A 23,195-nucleotide genomic window follows, 5' to 3' on the forward strand; every position below is an offset into this window, starting at 1 on the left:
TATGCACTCATGGCACAACAGCGTGTATGCTTAGCAGGTTTGCCACGCGCCGTCACAAAAGCGTTCAATCTGGCCATCGTCGTCCCAGCGCATTAAGTTGAGCCAACGGTTATCAACCAGGCTTTTAACGCTTTCGTGGCGCGCATAAATAGACTCAATAGGCTTTCGTGGCGCGGCGATGTACACGCTCAAACGCAGTGGCTCGTGCATCCAGCGTTCGCCATTGTGGATAGATTGCATCGCCAGGCCAATACGTAAGTCGCCGCCGTTACCCTCAAAGATCCCTATGTTACCGCCTACCGCATTGTGCAATACCTTATTGCCACTGCCGTATTTGTAGTTATCGGTGACCGATGCGGTATATTGGCTGTTGATCCAATTGGTTACTATCATTGGCGCGGTCATAATAAGCTCTAAAGTGCGAAAGGCTTCATCATGTTGCCAGTGGTAGTCGTGCAAAAAGCTACGCCCTTGCAGGTTTGCATTGCGTGTCCAGCTACGCGGTGCGACGATAAAGGCGGCATTATTTGCCAGCCCCCATTCCGGGCGCACTTGCGACCAGTCGCCGGCGCGGTTTAAATAGGCTTTGTCGATGTCTTTATCGCTGTGCTCTTTAAGCTCAGGGGCAATATTGACCAACCGTTCGCGCTGAGCTGTATTTGTGGCGTTATCGAGCCACTGACGGCTTTGCTTGTCCAACTCGCTATCAAAAATCTGAATATGGTCGGTGGTGGTGCTATGCAGCGCGGCAACAAACTCGGTAACGCTAGGAATAGTGATTCCTTTGCTTGCCACCTGTTCACGTACTTTTTCGTCATTCAATAATTGCGCTAACACACGCACATTCACCTCGCCACTTTGTCCGCCACAGGCGCCGCACTCAAGGCCGGCAGCGTGAAGGTTATTAGTGGTGTGGCTGCCGTGACCCACTAATAACACCTTGGGCGCATACCGTTGTATGCCCATGGCTTTGAGTACGCCGTAGGCGAACTCAGCTTGCTGCGCTAAGCTTAGGTTATGGTCGTCCTTATGCAGTTGCCACTCAATGTGCTCATTGTGTGCGGCTTTTTTGGCTCGTTTAAATGAGTTTTTCAGCATTTTCAGGGCGTACATCCAGCCTGCGGATTCCACCATCGAAAATGACGACGGCGCCGCCTTTGACCAGCCTTGCCAATGAGCACTGAAGTGGCGTTTGCGTTTTGCACCTTTAGGCGCCTGCGCTTCACTTACTTTGATAACAGGTTTAAGCAGCCCCGGAAGTTGTGGGCGTTTGAGCGCGCTGTCCGCCGGTTGATACTCTAGCGGCAAGCCAAAAAAGCCAGCAAAACCAAAGGTATGAATGTGCTCACTTTGTGCCTCTAAGGCACGGCGCATCACTTCTGAGCGCACATCAATACAAAACACAGCCTGTAGCGCACTTTCGCTAGGGGGAGCAGGCTCTGCTGCTTTGAGTGTGGCATGCAAGTTTTGCTGATAATTGACCTCTAACGCTTTGGCCCACACCCACAAAGGTTTTTGCGCTGCTTTAAACGCTTGTGTTCGCTCAGGAAGGTGCTGTTTTTCACATTGCCATTGCTCATGTAACACCGCGAATGTGCTAGTGTGTTGCGCTTTTAAATAGCGCCAAATGACCACATCCCAAGCCATGCGGATCGCCAGCAGTTGTAGCATGTCGTCTTGCGGTTGTTGATAGAGCCGGCCTTGCCAGCGAATGTAGGCCACCCATGAGGCCCAGCCGTTCATATCGAGCAATAAGGCATGGGCATAGGGCTCAAGCATGTCATCATCAAGCTCTAATAAGCGCAGGCTTTGCGATAATAGCTCATCAGCCGTTTCCGGTAGTTGCTGAAAATATTCATGCAAACCAGCTTCATCCATGACGATACTGATGCCTTTGTCAGCACGAATAACACTGAGCCAGTGTTGGTATAAGTCTGGCATTGACGAGACATCGTCACGGTACAGCATTGGCCTTAATTTCTGGTAATGGGCGGCGCAAAACTGACTGATCTGATGGATTATTTCATCCCGCCACGCCATTTTGTGGGCCGGGCGGTGGGCGTCTAGTAAATCGGCGATATTGTGCCAATGCTGTTGTGGCAGCGCGATTTCCAAAGCACTGTGTAGTTGCTCGGGGGTGAAGTCATAGCCTAGTTGACTGTTGGCCATGGCCAAATGCGCATCGGTGATGTCGCCATCAGCCCAGCGCTGGCGATAATACGCACGAGGCATGAGCAAGTCGACATTGGCCAAGGTTGCCAGCCGGGCAGCCACATCTTCAATGGCAAGGCCGCGCATTTCCCAAAACGGATTAACCGCTATCATCTGATCTAACGGCCAGTTCGGCGCTATGTATTGGCACGCTTGAGTAATAGCTTGTTGCTGCGTGGTGCTCAAGCTAAATAGCGGTGAAGGCGAGGGTTGCTGAGCGCTCATTAAAAGTTCTCCTTAGCTGAACTGGCGGACGAGTGTGAGGCTGTTTTAGCATTTTGCCGGGTAGGCAAGCGCGTAGGCCATATTCTCAGAGTGAGTCGAGTCAGCCATTCATCTAAGTACAAACCTGCGAACAAGATAGCCGAGAGTGCTTGCACTCTAGGTTTATGGTTTTGATAGCGTAAAACATAACTGCAACACATCAGACTGACAATCAGTAATAAGGTCCAAAGATCGGCAGCACTCAAGGGGGCCTCTCGCCAGTTACTTGCGGGCACAGCAACCGCAAATAGCGATTTAAGGGCTGCATAACAGCTGGCCAGAGCCAAAGCTAACAGTGCCATGGTGACAAAGTGGCCGTTGGTGATAAGCCCACGACGAGTAGCAATAAGCACACTCAAGGCGAGGGCAACCAAGGCCCATACACTGATGGCGCCGTAGTAACCGCTAAAATGGTATACCAAAGCTACGGCAATGCAGGAGAACACGCCACTGGCAAGCCAGTCTTTGCCATTGGGTGAGCGCCCTGGTGACAGCCGCCGAGCGATATCTTCTTGCACGGCGCTGCCTGAATTTAAAAATGCGTGTGCTTTGTAGGCTGAGTGGGTCACAAGGTGCAGCAGGGCGAGCTCAAACAGCCCTAATGCGCATTCAACCAGCATTAACCCCATTTGTGCACTGGTGGACCACGCCAAACGTACTTTCACGCTTACCCGAGTGGTCATCACAAGGGCGCTGATCACTGTGGTGAGTCCGGCAACGATAAGCACTAACCATTGTCCCACGGTGGCTTGCATAAATAGGGGCGCGAAGATGATTAACAAAAAGCCGCCTAGGTTGATAACCCCAGCGTGTAAAAGCGCACTAACCGGGGTCGGAGCTTCAACTACTTGCATTAGCCAACCATGAATGGGTAGCTGTGCACACTTAATCAAGGCCGCTAGGGCAATAAAAAACCCAGCGCAGTGTTCGGTAAGTGTCAATGGCACCGTGTTGTTAACATAAGAAGCGGTAATTTCATTGATTAACAAGCTATCGTGATGCCAATAAAGCAGAGCAAAGGCCACTAACAGCGAGGTTTCTGCGCAGCGTGCGACAATAAACTTTTTATGGGCAGCCATCACCGCACGCGGTCTGTCAGGATAGAACATCAGCAATCTGTGGAGGGCGAGGCTAATGGCCACCCAGCCCAGCCAAAACAGCACAAGGTGGTTACTAATTACCACTAAGGAGACCGCACTTAAGGTAGCGATTAAGCGTCGCCAAAATAAGTTGATTCGCTGCTCACCGGCCATGTAATTGCGGCAAAACTTTATTAATATCAAACTCATGAAAAGGATAAGACCAAGGACGATTAAGCGCGCTGGGGACAGTGTTAATACGCTAAGGGGAGTGGCATCAAATTGGCTGTAAAGCACCGCTGTGGCGGCGAAAATTAAGCCAAGTAGAGAGATAAGGCGAAACGCTCCGTTGCCATTGTTGGCACGCTTCTGCGTCCCTATATACCAAGAACTTAGCGCCAAGCTCACAGGAATAAAGGCCAGTAAAACAGAAATTAACATGTCACTCATCGATGGCTCCTTGGTTGAGTGCAGCTAGTATGGCAAAGATGCAAAAGTAAAAAAAATATATATAATTTAACGAACCGTTCTGTTTTGTATAAGTATAATGAATCGACTCAACTATCATCACCTGTATTACTTCTGGCGTGTCGCTCGTTTGGGAAACCTAACCCAAGCAGCGCAGGAGTTGCACGTATCGCAATCAGCGTTATCGGTACAAATTAAGCAGCTCGAACAATCAATGGCAATTAAGTTGTTCGCTCGCCAAGGTCGCAACCTTGTGTTAACCGATATGGGTAAGCGGGTATTGGCCTATGCCGATGATATATTTAATAAAGGTGAAGAGCTCTCGTCGTTTTTATTAAAAGGAGTACAGCAAGAGAAACAGCATTTGTCGATTGGTGTGCTTAACACCTTATCGCGGAACTTTATCGAGGGCTTTATTACCCCACTACTGAATCATCAAGATGTGAGCTTTTCTTTGACTGCGCGGCGCATGGAGGGATTGCTCAATGGTTTGATTGATCATGAACTGGATGTGGTGCTAACCAATCGCGCCATCAGCCCAAACCATCAAGACGATCTCTGGCAGAGCCGGTTGCTATCCCGTCAAGCCTTGGCGATAGTCGGGCCGCCGAGTACTAAAATAGACAGTGATTTTCCCTTGGGGTACGAGCAGGTGCAGTGGGTGGTGCCGAGCGAAAACTCAGAAATTCGTGACTCTTTTAACGCCTTGTGCGCACGATGGCAGTACAAACCCGATATTAAAGCACAAGCAAATGATATGGCGATGCTTCGGCTATTGGCACGGGACAGCGGTGCGCTGGCGGTGCTACCACCGGTGGTGGTAAAAGATGAAATAGAGCAAGGCATATTGTGTCAGTATCAAAGCCTGCCGGATGCTTACGAGCACTTTTACGCCATCACCGCACAGCGCAAATTTATGCCCGATGCCCTCGCTCAGCTATTTGAGCAGGTTGCGGTGATCCCCTAACGACCCCGACCGCCGCTATAACCGCGATGATCTCTTACTCATAAGAGAATTGACTAAGTATATAAGCATTTTGTGTATATTTAATATTGTATACAATATGTAAAAGCGATATGGTGTGTTCGCCTTGAGCAATAAAACAACAACATCAAACAGGATAAAACCATGGCAACAGCATCAAAGCGCCGCTCCCGCAAGGGCATGCAGGCATCGTTAAATCGTCTTTTTCAAGTTAGTACCTTGGCCCTTGCAGTAGCCAGCGCTACGCCGGCAATGGCGGTGGATGGCAGCAGTATCGTTAAAGGCACCATAGTCAGCAGCGCCGGTGAAGATATTACCCGTGCCACCATCACTTTAGTGCATATCAGCAAGGGGTTAACTTATGAAGTCCGCACCGACGCCGATGGCGAGTACATTTTGCGGAACGTGCCGGTGGGCACTTACAACGTCACCGTAAGCAAAGAGGGTTATCAAAACGTCATTGAGCAAGGTGTGAAAGTAAGCATTGGTCAATCCATCATCTTAGACGCGCAAATGCTACAGGCCGGTGCGCAGCCCATGGAGCGCATTGCTGTTACCGGTGCTGCCATTCGCCGTGTCGATTTAGGTTCATCGACTTCTGGGTTAACTTTCTCTGATGAGGAAATCAAGGTTATGCCCGTGCAAAGTGGTTTTGAAAGTATCGCTTTACTGGCACCGGGCACCGCCGCTGCTGGTGGCAGCAGTTTTAATGGCGCTTCTAGCTTTGGCGGCGCATCTTCTGCGGAAAATGGCTATTACTTTAATGGTTTGAATGTAACCAGCATTCGCACTGGGCTTGGCTCTATTCGCCTGCCTTGGGAAGCTATTTCGCAAACCCAGGTCAAAACTGGGGGGATCAACCCTGAATTTGGCGGCGCAATGGGGGTATTGTCAATGCAGTGTCTAAATCCGGTGATAATGACTTTAGCGCTGGCGCCGAGGTGCGCTGGGAGGGGGATAGCCTGCGCTCCCAGCATGACTCAATTTACCAAAGTAATGGCACCATCAGCACCAATACTCAGCGCAGTGCCTACGACTTCAGTGAGCTGCAAGTATGGGCCAGTGGCGCCCTGATTGAGGACACCTTATTTGCCTATGCTTTGTTTAATCCGCGCCGCGAAAGCTCAGAGGGCGCAGGGCAAACAACCTTTAGTGATTTCTCCCGCGATGAAGACCGCTGGTTCAGCAAGTTAGATTGGTTTATTAACGAAGACCACGCCGTTGGCTTATCGGCGATGAACAACAAACGCGAATGGGAAACGGACACCTACGGCTACAACTGGCAGCAAGACCGCATTGGCGATCAGCAGGGAGTGACGGCACCCGGGGAGGACGGCGGCAACATGTATAGCCTGTCGTACAATGGCTACCTCAGTGATTATTTTTCTGTGTCGGCGGTAGCCGGGCGCGTTACCGAGAATGTTGAAAATGTGGTTGCTTCAACGAACCCGGGAGTTTGGGACGAACGCGATGGGTTTATTACGCTTTCGGAGCACACCAATGCCAATGTCTCGGCAGAGGAATATACCCGAGACCAACTGCGGCTAGATTTTAACTGGGACTTAGCCGCCCATGCGCTGCAGTTTGGCGTTGATTACACTAAGGTCGAGGTGGATTACTTCTCCGGACAAAATGGCGAAGGTGATGCCATGGGCTGGTGGACCATTGCCACCGCCGCAGACAATGATATTTCCGGTGCCGCCGCTGGTGAAGATTACATTGAGCGACGAGTACGCACCCGGGCCGTTGATTCCGATACCAGTGCGTTGGCGTTTTACATTAACGACTCATGGCAGGTCAGCGAGCAGCTGGTGCTGAATTTGGGCTTGCGCTATAGCCAATTTGAAAACACCGTCAGTGACGGGCGCGCCTATGTTGATATTGACAACCAGATAGCGCCGCGCCTGCAAGCCATATATGACTTATGGGGCGATGGCAGTGCCAAGGTCTATGCCACGTATGGGCGTTATTTTCAGCCCGTGTCGGCGAATATGAACATTACCCAAGGTTCGGCATCGGTGGAATGGTTTGAATACTTTGAGCTCGACGAGCTCAATGGCTCGGGCGAACCTATCTTACTTGCGGATGGCTCCCCTAGTCGGGGCGCGATGCTACGCGACAGACGCTGGCGTCAACGCGGGATCACTGAGCCGGGGCTGATTGCATCCAGTAATCTTAAACCTATGTATTCCGATGAGTGGACTGTTGGCTACCAACAAGAAGTGTTCAGCGACATGACCTTTGGAGCACGTGCCATTTATCGCAAGCTTGGGCGTAGTGTCGAGGACACAGATGTAGGGCCGGTGCTGGCGAAAAAGCTGGCTGAATTAGGCATTGCCGATAATGTCGGTCAAGGCTCCTATTATGTGCTCAATAACCCCGGCGAGAGTGTGCAAATGAGCTATGACTTCGACGGGGATGGACAAGTTGATGAAGTGACCTTAAGTGCCCAAGAGCTGGCATTGCCAAAGGCTGAGCGCAAATACCTGGCTTTTGAGTTCACTTTAGATGGCGCCATCACCGAGCAGCTGCGCATTGACGCTTCTTACACCTGGTCGCACAGCTGGGGCAACACCGAAGGCTTGGTGAAAACCGACAACGATCAAGCCGACCCCGGTTGGACAACCTCTTATGACTATGGCGATTTAATGGACCATGGTTATGGCAACCTGCCGAATGACCACCGTCACGCAGTTAAGCTCTCGGGAACGTATGATATTACCGACAATTTAACCTTTGGCCTGGTTGCCCGTGGCACCTCAGGTCGCCCGAAAAGCTATTTCAGTGTACACCCCGAGGGCGTTGATAGCTGTGCTCCTGGCAACCCCTGGGATGCGTGTATCAGCCGCTACTACGATCATGCCTCGCATTATGATGAAAACGGTGAGCCAGCACCGCGTGGCAGCAAAGGCAACTTACCTTGGAGTACACAAATAGATATGTCGTTAAGCTACTACGGCGAGCTATTTGGTCAAGAGCTGATGCTTAAGGGCACCGTGTATAACGTGCTGAACGATGATACCGCCATCGCCATTAACGAAGAGCGCACGCAATATGGTGCCAATGGCCTCGAGCTGAACCCAGATTATGGCATGACAACCTGGCGTCCAGCGGCGCGTTACGCCTCATTGGTGGCGCGTATTCGTTTTTAATTCCCTGAACTGCGTTATGACGCAACCCCGCCGGGCACCTTAGGTGCTCGGCATTTTTCGTTAACGACTAAGGTGCGATATGTGCGCCTTAGCGGCAATCACTATAGAGGAACTAGAGCGAGGAATTATGGCGATAACATTTGATTTTCAGCGCCGTATGGCGCGCTTAAGAGCACAGCTTGAGAGTCATCAAGTACAGGCATTTATCATTCACAGCGGTGAAAACATTGCTTATCTCTGCGGGTTTAGTGGACATGGCGCCACTTTAGTTGTCAGCGCCGAGCAAGCGTTACTGATCACCGATTACCGTTACTACTTGCGTGCGCTAGAGGAAACCTCAGGGATGGAGGTTATCCAGCGCGATCGCGACCGCGAAAGCCTTGGGCAATGTTTGGCCCGGGTGTGCGCCAAGCACAGCGTTCTGGGCTTTGAAGCAGAGCATTTTAGTGTTGGTCAATGGCAGCATATCGCCGAACATTTGCGCGCTAATACCTGTGTTGCCACAGTGCAGGTGGTCGAAAGGTTACGCCGTGTTAAAGATAGCCAAGAGGTTGCCTGTATTCGTGGCGCTGCTGAGATTGCCGATGCGGCCTTAGCCGATACGCTCACTTTGCTTGAGAGCGGCATAACTGAGCGAGAATTGGCAATAGAGCTTGATTATCAAATGCAACGACGTGGCTCGCAAGGGGTGTCTTTTGACACTATTTTACTGTTCGCCGAGCGTACGGCCTTGCCCCATGGTGAGCCGGGAGCAAAGCGCTTATGCGAGGGCGATTTAATATTGATTGATTTTGGCGCTGTGCGCAGCGGCTATCGCTCAGATATGACCCGCACCTATGTGTGGGGCGAGCCCACTAGCGAGCAGCAAACCTTGTTTGACACCGTTGCCAAGGCACAACAAGCAGCGCTGCAACAGGTCTGCGCAGGCATTTGTTGCCATGAGTTAAACCACGCCGCTCAGCAAGTGTTGGCCTCGAGCCCGTATCATCGTTATGCCGGCGAAGGGTTGGGGCACGGTGTTGGCCTAACCCTTCATGAGTTGCCTTTTATTAAAGCCAATGCCCCCTATCAACTAGAAAGTGGCAACGTCATCACTATTGAGCCCGGTATTTACATTCCCAACTATGGCGGTGTGCGTTTAGAAGAAGACATTGTCGTTACCGAGACAGGCTATCAGCGCCTGACTCAGGCCCCTCAACAATTCGCGCTAAGGAGTGAACATGGAGATTATTAATCAACAGCAAGTACAGCAAGTGATGGCCTATGCGCCATTGTTAAAAGCGCTACAACAAGGCTTTGCTGGTCAAGCCACTATGCCCAGACGCAATGTCTACCCGCTCAGCCCCGAGAGCGATAACCATGATGCGTTCGCGGTGCTGCCGGCATGGAATGATCAAGTCATCGGGGTTAAAGCTTTTACTTATTTCCCAGATAATGAGCACCATGGCAAATCCAGTTTGTATTCCAAGGTGATGTTATTTTCGCGCCAGCATGGCGAGCCGCGAGCGCTGGTGGATGGCACCGAAATCACCTTGTGGCGAACCTCAGCAGTGTCGGCATTAGCGGCCAGTTATTTGGCTGCCCAACAAGCGAAAAAGCTGGTGGTATTTGGTTCGGGTAAGCTTGCTCCGTGTATGATCCGCGCGCACCTGAGCGTGCGAGATTATCAACAAGTCAGTCTGGTTGCCCGCAACACCGCCAAAGCCGAAGCCATCCTCGCGCAACTGCGCCAAGAGTTTGCTCATTGTCAATTTGAGCATACTTCAGCCAGTGAAGCGCTTATTGCCAGTGCCGATACCATCTGCTGTGCTACCGGCAGTCATGCACCGCTGTTTCGTGGTCAATGGCTAACGCCAGGGACTCATATCGACTTAATAGGCAATCATCATCGCGATGCTCGTGAGTGCGATAGCGAAACGATAAAACGTAGTCGCGTGTACGTGGATAGCCGCGATAACGTCCTCAATGAAGCCGGGGAGCTATTAATCCCCATCAGTGAGGGGGTATTCTCACCCGAGCAAATACAAGGTCAACTCAGTGATTTGGCCAGCATCAATCGTCCGGCGCGCCAAGGTGATAATGATATTACCTTATTTAAATCCGTGGGGACTGCGCTCAGTGACCTCATTGCGGCCAATTATGTGTACCAGCAACTCAGCGACCGCTAAAGTCAAAGTGCAGTGCTGCGAAGTACTGACAATCACCCGGGGGCGTAGCCTACGGGCTATGCCTATGGAGCTGATGAGCCTCAGGCCTTATTTGTTGACCTACCGATACGGCGGCCGAGTCAATTCATATATGTTTTATAGCCATGCGGCACCGCCGCGCTGGCTTTATATTAGCAAGCGCGGGGACGTTGTTATGCATTCACGCTCAGCGATACTGGCCTGTCAACGACTGTTGCTCGTTTGTTTGCTTGGAGTGCTGCTGTTGTGGCAGTAGCGAATACAGTATTGTTTCGATGTCGTGCTGGTTAAAAAAACAGGGCACCGGGTAGTCAGGATGGGCTTCAGCAATCGCTCGTTTAGCTATTGTGGCGATGTCTTCTTGGCGCAGTTGCGCAATTGTATTAGGGATAGCGCAGTCATGTAGCAAGGTGGCAATCGCCGCGCGCATATCTTGAGCATCGCTATTTGCTGCCAAAGTTTGTTGTGCCAGCGCCGTGAGGTGAGCATCGATGCGCTGTCCATAGGCATTGAGCACTGGCGCTAACAGCAGGGCGTTGGCTAGGCCGTGGCCAATGCCGTACAGCGCTCCCAATTGATGGGCAATCGCATGCACATAACCCACCGAGGTGCGGGTAAAGGCTTGGCCAGCATAAAAGGCCGCCCATAACATGTGCATGCGCGCATCGATGTTGTTGGGCTGTTGGTAAACCAGGGGTAAATTAGAGAGGATCAGTTTAGTGGCAGCCACGCTTTTTGCTTTACTAAAGCGCGTTGCATTAATGCCAATATAGGACTCAATCGCGTGAGTGAGGGCGTCTATGGCGGTGGTCGCACTGAGCTGTGGGCTCAAGCCAAGGGTTAGTTCAGGCAGCAAGAGTACCCCTTTTGGTACTAAACTTAAGTCATTGATGGCGAACTTTATTTGTCGCTGATGGTCGCTGACTACGGCGGCTACCGTGACTTCCGATCCGGTGCCCGCCGTGGTTGGCACTGCATAAAGTGGCACCAAGGGGCGCAACACCTTAAATAACCCCTGCATTTGCTGTAGGGATTTACTCGGTCGAGCAATGCGTGCGGCGATCAGTTTGCCGCAGTCCATCACCGAACCACCGCCAATGGCGATAATACCTTGGCAATGGTGTTGCTGATAGCAACTTACCCCTTGCTCAATGCAAGGTATCCCTGGATTGGCCTCAACATCGCTGTAGAGCACCGTATTAACCCCTTGCTGATGTAATGCCGAAATTATGGGTTGCTGCAAATTCAAAGCAACGATGCCTGGGTCGCTGACCACTAACAAGGTGCGCAGATTTTGCTTTTTAACCTCACAAAGCCATTGTGACACCGCTTGCTGCCCGGCATAAACATGCGGCGTGCGAATGGGCAAAAGCGCCGCTGCGAGGCGAAGACCGAAATGATAAAGCCGATATAACCTATGTGTGAACGTCACTTCGCCTCCAAGATGATATTGCTGTGCAGATACAGGGCGCGCACCATTGCTTACCCTTAGCAGTATAGATGTTTTCACAAAACTGACCATAAAACATTAAGTTATAGCTTTATGGCGGTAAAGCGGCGAGGGGCAATCACGGTGCTAACACCTTACCTTAGCACCGTGCGTAAAGGGGCTTTACATTACAACAAGTGACGGTGATGCGCATCGTAGCTTAGGTGTGAGGGCATTAGGTAGTCACGATAAAGGTATCGGTATAGTCGGTTTTTAGTCTCACTCGGTTGCCGCTTGGGCTCAGTAGCTGCAAGTGCATTCACAAAGCGGGCAAAGTGCGGTTGATGCTGCTTAGCGATATGTGTGAGTGTGCGCGTGTAGCCTTGATAAGAATCACCGCTAAGGTGGCGCTGCAGTGAGCGCAGCGCATCAATATCATGCTGCTGTAAATAACGCATGGCTAAGTATGACCATTGATAAATTTGCTCGCTGCTATCGTTGTAATCAGTGGCAAAAATAGCCTGTAAGCTTGGTCTTTCGTTGGCATCGGTGTCTTTTATGACTTCGATTGCACGAGGGTTGTGCTGAGCTTTGGCGATGAGTTCTGCAAGGCCTTCGCTCCACCACACTAGGTGCTCGGCAAAGTGGCCAAAACCGCCATATTTATTATAACGGCCGTCAAGGTAGTGCACATATTCATGATTGAGATTCCACACCCGGTTAGTATCGGCCAGCCAAAACGCACGGAATGAGTAAAACGTTGCTTGGTTTTGCGGATCGCTGGGCGTCCCCTCTATGTACATACCACCGTTGTTAGTTTGAATATCAAAAAGTAGCTGGCCATAACGATTGTAGTCGCTGTAATTGTCGAATATGACCACCCGTAAGGCATGGTTGTGATCGTTGGCCACGGGCGTATAGTCGCTGGCGAATAGTTCATGAAAGTCTTGTTCTTGGGCGATTAAGCGGCGGCAGCTGTATTGCAGTTGCTCACTACTAAGGGAAGTGGCGCGGATAAACAAGCGTTCACTACACCGGTGGTTAATCGGTAGTACATCATCAATATTGGGGCTCGCACAGCGCGCTTGGAAGCCCTCTTTACAGTAGCTCAAACCACGAAAACTATTGACCAAATATACAGTTGAAAATAATCGCTGTTGCTCGTTTTCATCGTCAGTACTTTGTTGCACTGCTCGCCAAATCGCGGCATCAAGCGCGTGTTGTTGTGGCAGAGGTAACAATTGATGCCAATAGCCCAATACCCAAAGTGCATGCTGTTGTTGCCATTGCGAGCGGGAAAGGGCATCACTAAGCACCGTCAAGGTTGAGGGCGAGTGGACAAGTGTGTGTTGCAGCGGCGCTTCGGTGCGCGCGCTGAAAGCCAAAAAGGCCAGTGCCCGATAACTTTCCCAAAGCGCATAGTCAGCGTGAATGGTTGTAGTATCAGGCTGCATGGCAATAAAGTCAGTGAGCGTGCTAATCCAAGAGGATGCCTTAGGGTGCAATGCGGGGGTATCAAGCAAGCGATAGATGCTCACCGCATAATGCTCCATAAAGCGATAATACTCGGCGCTATCCGTCTCTTTGGCCTTGTTAGCTAAGCGTTGTAAAGAGTTGGCGAGCTTAGTTCGCAGGCGCTCGCTGAGTTTATCGGGTTCGCCGAGATAGCTATATGAGCGTAAGAAATAAAGCACCGCATTAATCTGCTGCCACTGTGGGTGTGTCTGGTTCGCTTGGCTGTGCAAAAAGATAACGGCTTGCTTTGCCTCGGCCAACCTTGGCGTGCTCGACCAGCCATCGATTGCGGGGGCAAGAGCGGATTCATCACGAGGGAGTGATGCACACCCAGTGATGAGTATTAGTAAAAGGATGAGCGTTATTATCTTCATACTGAATCAGTTTTTATTATTTAGCTAGACCATACACTTAGTGTATATTGTATACAATAAATAAAACTTGAAAGCATTTATATTGCGATCAATTATATTGTGCACAATATAATTGCGAGGTATTTATGTCTATTTATCAGTTTAACGCAGTCAATAACCGTGGCGAGCAAGTGTCACTTGAGCAATATCGAGGCAAAGTCTTACTGATCGCCAATACTGCAAGTAAGTGCGGCTTTACACCGCAATACCAAGGGTTGAACGCGCTTTATCAAGACTTTGAAAATAAGGGGTTGGTGGTGCTCGCTTTTCCATGTAACCAGTTTGGCGCTCAAGAGCCTGGTGATGATGCGCAGATAAGTGAGTTTTGTGAACTTAATTACGGCGTGTCGTTTCCGGTAATGACTAAGGTGGATGTTAATGGTGCCGATGCCCACCCTTTGTTTTCCTATTTAAAGCAACAAGCGCCGGGCGTGCTAGGCTCTAAGGCCATAAAGTGGAACTTCACTAAGTTCTTAGTTGACCAGCAAGGGCAGGTAGTGAAACGTTACGCACCGACGACAAAACCCGAAGCTATACGCGCCGATATTGAACAACTATTAGCACCCTAAATGACAGATAACAGCACCTTATATTTGCAAAACCAACTTTGTTTTAAGCTCTACACTGCCTCTCGGCTAGTTGTGCGGGGCTATCAACCTATGTTGAATGAGCTGGGCCTGACCTATCCTCAATATCTAGTGCTTTTGGTGCTTTGGCAGCGCCATGAACAGCAACAATTGCCCATGAGCCTTAAATCACTTGGCGCAGAGCTGCACCTTGACTCAGGCACATTGACGCCGCTGTTAAAACGGATGCAAAAGCAGGAGCTGCTATCTCGAGTGCGCAGTGATGATGATGAACGGCAATTGCAAATAGCGCTTACTGAGGCGGGCTTGGCGCTGCAAAGCAACGCTAAGCAGTGGCGAGACACCCTAAGTCAATCTCTGCAGTGTCAGCGAGAAGAACTTAATGCCATGGCACTGCAACTTGATGCGCTGATAGCCGAACTCAGCTAGATGATGTTGTTGCCTTGTTCGGGCTCTCGGGATTTTTGCGCCTGTTCACGGATATCTTCGGCGTCGCTACTGATGTCATCCACCGCTTGATTATGGCGGCTGGCGCCAGTACGCGGCTTTGCCTTTTGTGGCTGTGCATGCGTAGTCTCGGCTGAGCCGTCAGGTTGGTTAACAATAATGCGCTCTCGAGCATCGTCAGGCATGCTGATCTCCTGTTCGGTAAAGGTATCGACCACCTCGCGCATCAGGTGCGAGGCCACTTTAAGCACACTGAAGCGTTCGCTATCAACCCAGAAATAAACCTGCAGGTTAGCGGTGGATGCACCGAGATTATCAATTAACACTTGTGGTGGTGGGTCGCTCAATACCATGGTTTTACTGCTAATACACTGTAAAGCAAGCTGTTGAGCCTGCCTTAAGTTATTGTCGTAACCAACGCCGATAATAAAGTGACCCCGCATCTTGGGGTTGGCTGTGAAGTTTTTGATCACATTTTTGTACACGGTGGCGTTGGGGATCTGAATATGGTTGCCATCAAAGTCAACCAAAGTGGTCGCGCGAGCAGTCACTTTACGCACTACGCCTAAACGGCCGTCCACCTCGATTACGTCATCGATTTTAAAAGGTCGCTGTATGCTTAGCAGCATACTAGAGATGAAATTCTCGGCAATGTCCTTAAAGGCGAACCCGAGAATGAGTCCGATAAGGCCGGTACCACTCATTACTGCGACAGCAAATTCAGTCAGTGCGGCCAGACGAAGAAACACATAAACACCCAGCAGCATAATGAGAATACTGATAAAACGGCGCATGACCACCTGAACTAAACGGCTTTGGCTGAACCGATGCAAAGGTTTGATCAACAGGTAGGCCACAGGGCGAGCGAGCAGGCAGCATAGGATCATGACTGCGAGGCCAAGGCTGAGATTAGGTAACATTTGCCAAGCATTGTGTAAAAACTGCCTAAACTGTTCACTCAATGCTTGCCAAGAGGGCTCAGGCATTGGCGGTGCAATGCGCTCAGCCGCCTTTAAAATCACAGTGGTGAGGTCAATACTCATGGTGTTTTTAGCCCATAAATGAACGAATAGGGGTATATGCGAGCAAATCCAGTGCCACTATGTTGGCGCTGTTATTGCTAGTTAACAAAGTACGAAGACGGTGCGGCTGTGCCGCCGAGATAACGGAGTAATATGTTGAAAAAGCGAGGTTATCAGGCTCAAAAGCCCAGTGATGTTCCACTACGGGGGTGGTGGGATATAAGCAAACGGCTGGTCCATAATTTAGGCCAAGACAACTTATCCCTCGCCGCTGCGGGGGTAGCATTTTATGGCTTGTTGGCGATTTTTCCAGCTCTTGCGGCATTATTATCACTGTATGGCTATCTCTTCTCAGCAGCAGATATGGTTGAACAACTTGATAGAGCGCTGAGCTTACTTGCACCGGCGAGCCAAGACTTGGTCATGAGCCAAGTACAAGAGTTGAATGCGCAATCTCAAGCAAGCCTAAGCATCAGTGCCATTGTCGGTTTTGTGTTGACCATTTGGAGTAGTTCCAAAGGCGCGCAAGCGATGATCACTGCGTGCAATATTAGTTATCACGAGAGTAAAAAGCGCAATTTATTTATTGCCCTATTAACGCGCTTTGTTTTTGCTTTTGGCGCCATCATTATTGCGGTGGTGGCCCTTGCCACCATTGGTATATTGCCGGTAATACTCAATTATGTGGGCTTCGAGCGCAACATAGACTGGACTATAAAATTAATCACGTGGGCGCTGCTGGCTGCCATCTTTTTATTGTCACTGAGTATTATTTATCGCTACGCGCCGCATCGTCGAGCGGCTAAGTGGCGATGGCTTTCTTGCGGTGCGCTCATTGCCACCTGCATGTGGGTTGTCGCCTCGATTGGCTTTTCTTTTTACGTCTCACGGTTCGCCTCTTACAGTGAAACCTATGGCTCACTGGCTGGTGTGGTGATCATGTTGATGTGGCTCTATATCAGCGCCTATATTGTCATTCTGGGCGCAGCGATTAACGCCAGTATTGAGCAACAAACCTTGACAGATAGCACTATAGGCGAGCCTCGCTCAAGAGGAGAACGTGGGGCAACCGTAGCCGATGAATTAACCACTAAGCAGCGCCAGCAGGTAGATAAAGAATGAATTAGCACGGCGAGGAAATAAAAAAGGCCAGCTTTGCTGGCCTTATATGTAAGCTTTATTGAATCTGTCCGCGTATTTCTCCGTCTGGAAACGCAGGCGTATGGATATTCACGTAATGGCCACCACTGGCTAAAATGGCAAAAATTTCTGCGGTAATGGCCGTGTCCGCTGGTGCCATCCAACGGTTGGCGTTCTCCATGTCTTTCTCCAGGGCGACTAAGACCGGGCCATTCTCACCCAGATTACCGGTGTGAATGTGCGCCATAGTGGCATCACTGACACCGCTGGTAAGCACTTGCAGCTCGACGCCATAGTCGTTGGTGTTAACTAGGGCATAGCCATCACCAAAAGCGTCTGTGGTCACCATGGGTACTTGCTGATCGCCACTCAAAGGAAAGGCGACAAGTACATAGTTATCAGTAAGAATTTGTCCGCGCAGCTCACCCCCGGTATTGGCCGGTGTATGCACATTGACATAATGACCGCCTGAAGCCAGCACTGCGAAAATATCGGCATCAATTTGTGTGCCCTCTGGGGTCATCCACACCCCAGCATCATCCATGGATTGCTCGAGCGTAACAAACACCTCGCCGTTGGTACCAATACGGCCGGTATGAATGTGTGCAGCTGTGGCATCATCGACGCCTTCGGTGACAACCCGTACTTCAGTGCTGTAGTCGCTGGTATTCACCAGGGCGTAACCACTGCCTGAGGCGGAAGTGGATACCGCAGGCACTTCTTGGGCACCACTTAGCGCGAAGGTGGCCAGCGCATAATTACTGGTCAGTATTTGTCCGCGTAACTCGCCGCCGGTGTTTGCTGGCGTATGCACGTTGACATAATGACCGCCTGAGGCCAGCACAGCAAAAATGTCGGCATCAATTTGCGTGCCCTCTGGGGTCATCCACACCCCGGCATCCTCCATGGATTGCTCCAAGGCAACAAAGACCTCGCCATTGGTGCCCACACGACCGGTGTGAATATGGGCGGCGGTGGCATCATCTACGCCCTCGGTTACCACCCGTACTTCGGTGTTGTAATCTCTGGTATTCACCAAGGCGTAACCACTACCCGTGGCGGTCGTACTAACAGCCGGCACTTCTTGCGCGCCGGAGAGGGCAAAAGTGGCCAAGGCAAAATTACTGGTCAGTATTTGTCCGCGTAATTCGCCGCCGGCATTGGCTGGGGTATGCACATTGACGTAGTGACCGCCAGAGGCCAGCACAGCAAAAATATCAGCATCGATTTGTGTGCCTTCAGGGGCCATCCACGTACCGGCATCGTCAAGAGATTGCTCAAGGGCGACCAACACTTCACCATTGGTGCCTACACGGCCGGTATGGATATGCGCCGCACTGGCATCATCAACGCCGGTGGTGTTGACCTTCAGCTCAACGCTATAGTCGTCGGTGTTGACTAGGGCATAACCGTCACCAGATGCCATAGTGTCAACCGCTGGAACTTCTTGAGCACCGGTTAGTGGGAAAGTCGCGGCAACAAAGTTATCTGTCAGAATTTGCCCGCGAATTTCACCATCGGGAAAGTCAGGGGTATGAACATTAACATAATGGCCGCCAGAGAGCAGAACAGCGAGTGTATCGGCGTCGATTTGCGTGCCCTCAGGTGCAACCCAATCGGTCATGACCTCATCATCTTGTTCGAGTACCACTAACACCTCACCATTGCTACCTATGCGTCCGGTATGAATATGTGCGGCGGTGGCATCATCCACGCCCATGGTTACTGCGCGCAGCGCTAACTCATTATTGGTGCTGTCAAAGGCAGCATAGCCATAACCAAGACCGGCGCTGTCGTTAGCGGGAACTTGCTGCTCGCCGCTTAGTTTAAAGGTGATAATGGAGGTGGTATCAGGCACAATCTGGGCGCGAAGTTCTCCGTCTGGGTAGGCGTCGGTGTGGACATTAATGTACCAGTCGCCGTCCATTAAGTCCGATACTAAGTCTTCACTTAGATCGGTGATGGCCACCTCTAACATGCCTTCACTGGCAGCGCTAAAGGTGAAGGCGACATCGCCATTTTCGCCGATATCTCCATCATGAATGTGGGCAGCACTAAAGCCTTCGACATCACTGACATCGAGAGAGGCTCGAAACTGCATCAGGTTCTCATCAAGCTCAACAGTGGCAGCAGCGCTTTGCATAGAATCGTTCATCGGTACTTCTTGCTTGGCGCTGAGCGTTAGCTCATAAGTTTGTGTGGCAGAAAATTCTGGTGCGGGAGGAGGGGGAGGCGGTGTAGTAACGTTGTCGTCATCGTCATCACTACAGGCACTCACAAATAGTAGACTACTCAGTAACAGTAGGTATCTCATAATGGCTTCCTGTAAATTGATTGCTCACAGAGGGACGTTTACTGCGTGTCCAACTAGGGCGATTACGAAAGCCATATGAGAAACGATCAAATTTGCTTACATCGATTAACTTTTTATTTTCAAAACCAGCGAAATAGACCCGGTTATGTTTTATTAGGTTGCAATGATGAGCCAATGGACGCGGTGATCACTAAGGCTACGGCCAGCCATTGTAATGGCGTCAGCAATTCGCCCAAGATCATGAATCCGGCCAAAGCGGCAATGGCCGGTTCCATACTCATCATCACGCTAAAGCCTTGGGCCGGCATATTTCTAAGAGCAATCATTTCCAGCGTATAAGGTAAGGCGCTAGACATCACACCGACCAATAGGCCAAGCGGGATCACCTGCCAACTCAGCAAGTCCATGCCTTGAAATGCTGCGCCATAGGGGACTAATACCAGGGCTGCTACACTCATGCCTAAAGCAACAGTGCGTCCACCGGAGCTTTGCCCACCGGTGCGCTTACCAAAGAGGATGTAGCCTGCCCAGAAACCACCGGCCGCTAATGCGAGAATAACACCGATGGGGTCGAGGCCCGTTTGCGCATCTATCTCCGGTAGCAGCAACACAATACCTGCGATGGCCAATGCCACCCACACTAAATCACGTTTACGTTTTGAGCTCAGCAATGCAACGCACAAAGGCCCAGTGAATTCCAGCGCCACACCGATCCCTAAGGGGATACGCTCAATGGCATAATAAAAGGTGATGTTCATACCGCCTAAGCACAGGCCATAGGTGATAATACTGCGCCACTCGGTGCCTTGGGGAAGCGCTTTCCAGGGACGAAAAACCAGACACAGTACCAAGGCTGAGAAGCCTAAGCGCAAGGCTGTAGTCCCCTCAGGGCCTACTAGGGGAAATAGCTGTTTGGCAATAGAAGCGCCCGATTGAATCGTGACCATGGCCAATAAAACACAAAAAATAGCGCTGAGTAGCACACGGTATTGGGGAGAAAACATAGCAATCATCCGTGTTTGATGAGGTGGCGCTAGTGTAGCTAAGGGAGCTGGTGGGGTAAACATGGCCAATGGTTGCTGGTCGCATTTTTATTGTCATTGGTCTTGAAAACCATCGCTCGCGTCGCAACACCCATTATAGGCCCAAGAAAAACTTGGTAATTCGCTTATCACACTTAGCATCAACTGCTAAAGAGGAGCACAGTATGAAGACACTTAATGAGGTTGCTTACACCGCGAAAGTACATACCGAAGGTGGCCGCGAAGGCCATGCTCAATCAGACGATGGTCGCTTGGACGTGACCCTGTCCATGCCTAAAGGGTTAGGCGGCGATGATGGCCAGGGGACCAATCCGGAGCAGTTATTTGCAGCAGGGTATTCAGCGTGTTTTATCGGCGCTATGCGCCACGTTGCCAACGAGGGAAATACCTCTTTACCTGAGGGCACCGCCATTGACGCGCAGGTCTCAATAGGGCCGATTGAAGGCGGTTTTGGCATCAAGGCCAAATTGGAGATCCATCTGCCAGATATGGCTACAGATGAAGCGCAACAATTGATTGAAAAAGCCCACCAAGTCTGCCCTTACTCAAATGCGACCCGAGATAATATTGAGGTACAACTGGTACTCAAAGACGCTTAAGGCGTTTTAGTTACTGAATAAGGGGTATCATTACCCCTTTTTAAATCAGATGGTTATCAGCTTTTCGCTGATAATTTGAATAATTTTGCATCCAATTGCGAGGTTAAGCCGTTACGCCCCTGATGTAACTAAAGATAGCGACGTCAGGGCTAGGACGTGAAGCAGTATAGCGAAGACACGTTATAACACGGTTTAACAACTTGCGAGGAATGGATATGCGTAATCAACATACTTCTGCTGCATCGCAGCAGCTCACACCTTCTACCCACTCCAATGCGATAAAGCTGAGTATCATCGCCTTGGCCTGCGCCGGACTCATTGCTGGCTGTAGCGGTGATGATGGCAGTGATGGTGCGCCAGGAGCCGATGGCGCGCCAGGTAGCGATGGCAACGACGGAGAAGACGGCCGTCCGGCTTTGTCAGCAGGCACCTACTTACGTGCAAATAATGGCAGCGATAATGCCGGCACCGTTGATGTTACCAATGAATACGGTGAACTGTTATACACGCTAGAAACCACCAACAATGAAGGGCTGGTATACGGCCATCAAGATCAGCTTATTCAAGCCGGGGATGCCGATACTGGCAGTATTAAAACACTGTGCGCAACATCGCTACGGGCGCAAAACAATGGCTTCTCTAGCACTTGGGATCGCGTAATATCTGGCCCCAATAGCACCTTGGTAAACCCCAAGGGGATGACGCTCGCCAGCGCACACGGGATTTTATTGGTTGCTGACTTTGGCGCTATGCAAATCAGCGCCTTTGGTGCGATGGCCAGTGGTGATAACGCACCAATTGCCGTAACCGCCACCGATGCCGCTCCTTGGGATCTCGCCTATGACGATATTAATGACCGCCTCTACGCTGCACTCACCAATGGCACTGTCGCGGTGTACGACAATTACATTGCTTCAGGCATGACAGCCACCCCAGCTCGTACGATTGTTCCAAGCGACAGTAACGGCGACGCCATTGGCGTAAATTTACATGGCATCGCCTTCGATGGCAGCCAAAACCGTTTAGTGTTATCTGATGTTGGCAGTGCGCAGAGTCCCGATGATGGCGCGCTGTTTGTCATTGAAGGTGCGGCAATGGCTGATGGCAATACCCCTGTAAGCCGTATGATAGCGGGCCCAAGCACCCGCCTAGGTAATCCGGTTGATATTCTTTTAGAGGGCGCTACCTTGCGAGTGGCCGAGAAGTCGAACGATGCGATTTTGGTGTACACCAATATTTTCAATGGTGCCAGCGGTGATATCGCTCCTGATTTTGTGACCATGACCAGCAAACCCGAGTCTCTTGCTCGCAAACAACACATCACGCATCTTGATGCTTCAGATATTGATAGACCAGCCACAGTTCGTGGCGTTGCGGTGTCATCTAATCCGGGAACTGCTGGGCCGACAACCGGAATGATAGCGCAACTAAATGCGCCGCTGTCGGCTATGAGCATGGGCTTTGATACGCAAGCGACCATTGAAAGCGTGACCTTTGATATTGAGGGTAACGGTTACGCCACTTTCGATAGCAGTGATGGCAGCTCTGGCGGTGTTATCATCGCAAACCGTATTGCCAACACCCGTGATAACGGCATGTTCACCTTGAGTCAGGATCGTATGGTAAGTGGCACCAACACCACGTTAACCTCACCGAAAGGGATCGATATTGCATCAAAGCAAGAGCTCATGTTTGTTGCCGAATTCTCGACTAGTAATCGCGGTATCAAAGTTTTTTCGCGCTGTGCGTCGGGCAATGTGGCGCCGCTGATGACCTTGCTGCCAGCCAACGATGCACGCCCTTGGGATGTTGATTATGATGCCCAAAGCGATCGCGCTTTTGTGGCCTTAACCAATGGCACCATTGCCGTGTTCGATGAAGTTAGCGCTAAGATGTATGGTGGAATGAGCACCTTGGCCGGCGAAGACCGACTTATTGTCCCGGCAATGTCAGGTATGGCTTTGGCGGCGCCCACCAATATTCATGGCATTGACTACGACCCGCTGAGCGATGCCTTAATCGTGACAGATGTGGGCAGCGCCGCCGATGCTACCGACGGTAAAATTTATGTGCTCAATAGCGCGGCCATGGCCGCTGGGCTAACCAACATTGATATTGCTATTAGCGGGCCTAATTCGATGTTAGGAAACCCAGTAGACATTATGTTCAGTGGGCGCGATTTATACCTCGCAGAAAAGTCCAATGGCTTGGTGATGCGCTGGGATAATATCCTCAACCGTGTCAGTGGGGATGTCAGTGCAGATGCCAGCTATGCTTTCGTGGCGCCAGAGTCCATTGCTTTAGTGCTACAAAAATAGCCTTTTCAGCGTCATCGCTGTGT

General features: G+C 50.7%; 15 protein-coding genes and 1 pseudogene. 9 read left to right on the forward strand and 7 right to left on the reverse strand.

Annotated features, from left to right (window positions below):
- Positions 1 to 30: 30 nt before the first annotated feature.
- Entirely contained in the window at positions 31 to 2,436 is a 2,406-nt protein-coding gene (locus PRUTH_RS17085; RefSeq protein ID WP_151173999.1) for a YbcC family protein, read from the reverse strand.
- Positions 2,436 to 4,004, reverse strand: coding sequence for an NADH-quinone oxidoreductase subunit L (locus PRUTH_RS17090; RefSeq protein WP_151174000.1), 1,569 nt, complete (start codon positions 4,002 to 4,004; stop codon positions 2,436 to 2,438). Before PRUTH_RS17090 ends, PRUTH_RS17085 begins: the two co-directional genes overlap by 1 nt.
- A gap of 97 nt (positions 4,005 to 4,101) precedes the next feature.
- Between PRUTH_RS17090 and PRUTH_RS17095 the strand changes: the two genes are divergently transcribed.
- From PRUTH_RS17095 to lhpI, 4 genes and pseudogenes are all read left to right on the forward strand, one after another.
- On the forward strand, positions 4,102 to 4,989 hold the full coding sequence (locus tag PRUTH_RS17095; RefSeq protein ID WP_022945812.1) for a LysR family transcriptional regulator: 888 nt from the start codon (positions 4,102 to 4,104) through the stop codon (positions 4,987 to 4,989).
- Positions 4,990 to 5,187: 198 nt separating this feature from the next.
- Positions 5,188 to 8,159, forward strand: a pseudogene (locus PRUTH_RS17100) (TonB-dependent receptor).
- A gap of 127 nt (positions 8,160 to 8,286) precedes the next feature.
- Complete coding sequence (locus PRUTH_RS17105; protein ID WP_171035467.1) at positions 8,287 to 9,393, forward strand: M24 family metallopeptidase; 1,107 nt, start codon at positions 8,287 to 8,289, stop codon at positions 9,391 to 9,393.
- A complete protein-coding gene (lhpI, locus tag PRUTH_RS17110; protein ID WP_151174001.1) occupies positions 9,380 to 10,327 on the forward strand; it encodes a bifunctional Delta(1)-pyrroline-2-carboxylate/Delta(1)-piperideine-2-carboxylate reductase in 948 nt (315 codons plus the stop codon). Before PRUTH_RS17105 ends, lhpI begins: the two co-directional genes overlap by 14 nt.
- A 205-nt stretch (positions 10,328 to 10,532) precedes the next feature.
- On the opposite strand, the gene PRUTH_RS17115 is transcribed toward lhpI, so the two are convergent.
- Complete coding sequence (locus PRUTH_RS17115) at positions 10,533 to 11,855, reverse strand: iron-containing alcohol dehydrogenase (RefSeq protein WP_257221085.1); 1,323 nt, start codon at positions 11,853 to 11,855, stop codon at positions 10,533 to 10,535.
- 107 nt (positions 11,856 to 11,962) lie between these two features.
- Entirely contained in the window at positions 11,963 to 13,663 is a 1,701-nt protein-coding gene (locus tag PRUTH_RS17120) for a collagenase (protein ID WP_151174003.1), read from the reverse strand.
- Between the two features lie 125 nt (positions 13,664 to 13,788).
- Here PRUTH_RS17120 and PRUTH_RS17125 point away from each other — a divergent pair, with 125 nt between their 5' ends.
- Together PRUTH_RS17125 and PRUTH_RS17130 are read left to right on the forward strand one after the other, a co-directional pair.
- Positions 13,789 to 14,271, forward strand: a complete 483-nt coding sequence (locus PRUTH_RS17125; RefSeq protein ID WP_151174004.1) for a glutathione peroxidase — start codon at positions 13,789 to 13,791, stop codon at positions 14,269 to 14,271.
- A complete protein-coding gene (locus tag PRUTH_RS17130) occupies positions 14,272 to 14,718 on the forward strand; it encodes a MarR family winged helix-turn-helix transcriptional regulator (protein ID WP_022945819.1) in 447 nt (148 codons plus the stop codon).
- Here PRUTH_RS17130 and PRUTH_RS17135 read toward each other — a convergent pair.
- The gene (locus PRUTH_RS17135) at positions 14,715 to 15,722 is read right to left on the reverse strand and encodes a mechanosensitive ion channel family protein (protein WP_239408490.1); all 1,008 of its coding nucleotides are present in this window, start codon (positions 15,720 to 15,722) and stop codon (positions 14,715 to 14,717) included. The genes PRUTH_RS17130 and PRUTH_RS17135 overlap by 4 nt on opposite strands.
- Before the next feature lie 189 nt (positions 15,723 to 15,911).
- On the opposite strand from PRUTH_RS17135, the gene PRUTH_RS17140 reads away from it, so the two are divergent.
- Positions 15,912 to 16,880, forward strand: coding sequence for a YihY/virulence factor BrkB family protein (locus tag PRUTH_RS17140; protein ID WP_151174006.1), 969 nt, complete (start codon positions 15,912 to 15,914; stop codon positions 16,878 to 16,880).
- Between the two features lie 55 nt (positions 16,881 to 16,935).
- On the opposite strand, the gene PRUTH_RS17145 is transcribed toward PRUTH_RS17140, so the two are convergent.
- Together PRUTH_RS17145 and PRUTH_RS17150 are read right to left on the reverse strand one after the other, a co-directional pair.
- Complete coding sequence (locus tag PRUTH_RS17145) at positions 16,936 to 19,212, reverse strand: CHRD domain-containing protein (protein ID WP_151174007.1); 2,277 nt, start codon at positions 19,210 to 19,212, stop codon at positions 16,936 to 16,938.
- 143 nt (positions 19,213 to 19,355) lie between these two features.
- The gene (locus PRUTH_RS17150) at positions 19,356 to 20,216 is read right to left on the reverse strand and encodes an EamA family transporter (RefSeq protein WP_138589068.1); all 861 of its coding nucleotides are present in this window, start codon (positions 20,214 to 20,216) and stop codon (positions 19,356 to 19,358) included.
- A 203-nt stretch (positions 20,217 to 20,419) separates the two neighbouring features.
- On the opposite strand from PRUTH_RS17150, the gene PRUTH_RS17155 reads away from it, so the two are divergent.
- Complete coding sequence (locus tag PRUTH_RS17155) at positions 20,420 to 20,854, forward strand: organic hydroperoxide resistance protein (protein ID WP_151174008.1); 435 nt, start codon at positions 20,420 to 20,422, stop codon at positions 20,852 to 20,854.
- A gap of 215 nt (positions 20,855 to 21,069) precedes the next feature.
- Positions 21,070 to 23,172 (forward strand): YncE family protein, encoded by a 2,103-nt coding sequence (locus PRUTH_RS17160; protein WP_257221086.1) that lies wholly within the window; start codon positions 21,070 to 21,072, stop codon positions 23,170 to 23,172.
- Positions 23,173 to 23,195 lie beyond the last annotated feature (23 nt).

It is taken from the genome of Pseudoalteromonas ruthenica (genome assembly GCF_008808095.1).
In the GTDB taxonomy this organism is placed as follows: domain Bacteria; phylum Pseudomonadota; class Gammaproteobacteria; order Enterobacterales; family Alteromonadaceae; genus Pseudoalteromonas; species Pseudoalteromonas ruthenica.

Bases quoted from the DNA above. Each gene is read 5' to 3' on its own strand.
- PRUTH_RS17085 (WP_151173999.1), bottom strand. From the start codon at position 2,436: ATGAGCGCTCAGCAACCCTCGCCTTCACCGCTATTTAGCTTGAGCACC.
- PRUTH_RS17090 (WP_151174000.1), bottom strand. From the start codon at position 4,004: ATGAGTGACATGTTAATTTCTGTTTTACTGGCCTTTATTCCTGTGAGC.
- PRUTH_RS17095 (WP_022945812.1), top strand. From the start codon at position 4,102: ATGAATCGACTCAACTATCATCACCTGTATTACTTCTGGCGTGTCGCT.
- PRUTH_RS17105 (WP_171035467.1), top strand. From the start codon at position 8,287: ATGGCGATAACATTTGATTTTCAGCGCCGTATGGCGCGCTTAAGAGCA.
- lhpI (WP_151174001.1), top strand. From the start codon at position 9,380: ATGGAGATTATTAATCAACAGCAAGTACAGCAAGTGATGGCCTATGCG.
- PRUTH_RS17120 (WP_151174003.1), bottom strand. From the start codon at position 13,663: ATGAAGATAATAACGCTCATCCTTTTACTAATACTCATCACTGGGTGT.
- PRUTH_RS17125 (WP_151174004.1), top strand. From the start codon at position 13,789: ATGTCTATTTATCAGTTTAACGCAGTCAATAACCGTGGCGAGCAAGTG.
- PRUTH_RS17130 (WP_022945819.1), top strand. From the start codon at position 14,272: ATGACAGATAACAGCACCTTATATTTGCAAAACCAACTTTGTTTTAAG.
- PRUTH_RS17135 (WP_239408490.1), bottom strand. From the start codon at position 15,722: ATGCCTGAGCCCTCTTGGCAAGCATTGAGTGAACAGTTTAGGCAGTTT.
- PRUTH_RS17140 (WP_151174006.1), top strand. From the start codon at position 15,912: ATGTTGAAAAAGCGAGGTTATCAGGCTCAAAAGCCCAGTGATGTTCCA.
- PRUTH_RS17145 (WP_151174007.1), bottom strand. From the start codon at position 19,212: ATGAGATACCTACTGTTACTGAGTAGTCTACTATTTGTGAGTGCCTGT.
- PRUTH_RS17150 (WP_138589068.1), bottom strand. From the start codon at position 20,216: ATGTTTTCTCCCCAATACCGTGTGCTACTCAGCGCTATTTTTTGTGTT.
- PRUTH_RS17155 (WP_151174008.1), top strand. From the start codon at position 20,420: ATGAAGACACTTAATGAGGTTGCTTACACCGCGAAAGTACATACCGAA.
- PRUTH_RS17160 (WP_257221086.1), top strand. From the start codon at position 21,070: ATGCGTAATCAACATACTTCTGCTGCATCGCAGCAGCTCACACCTTCT.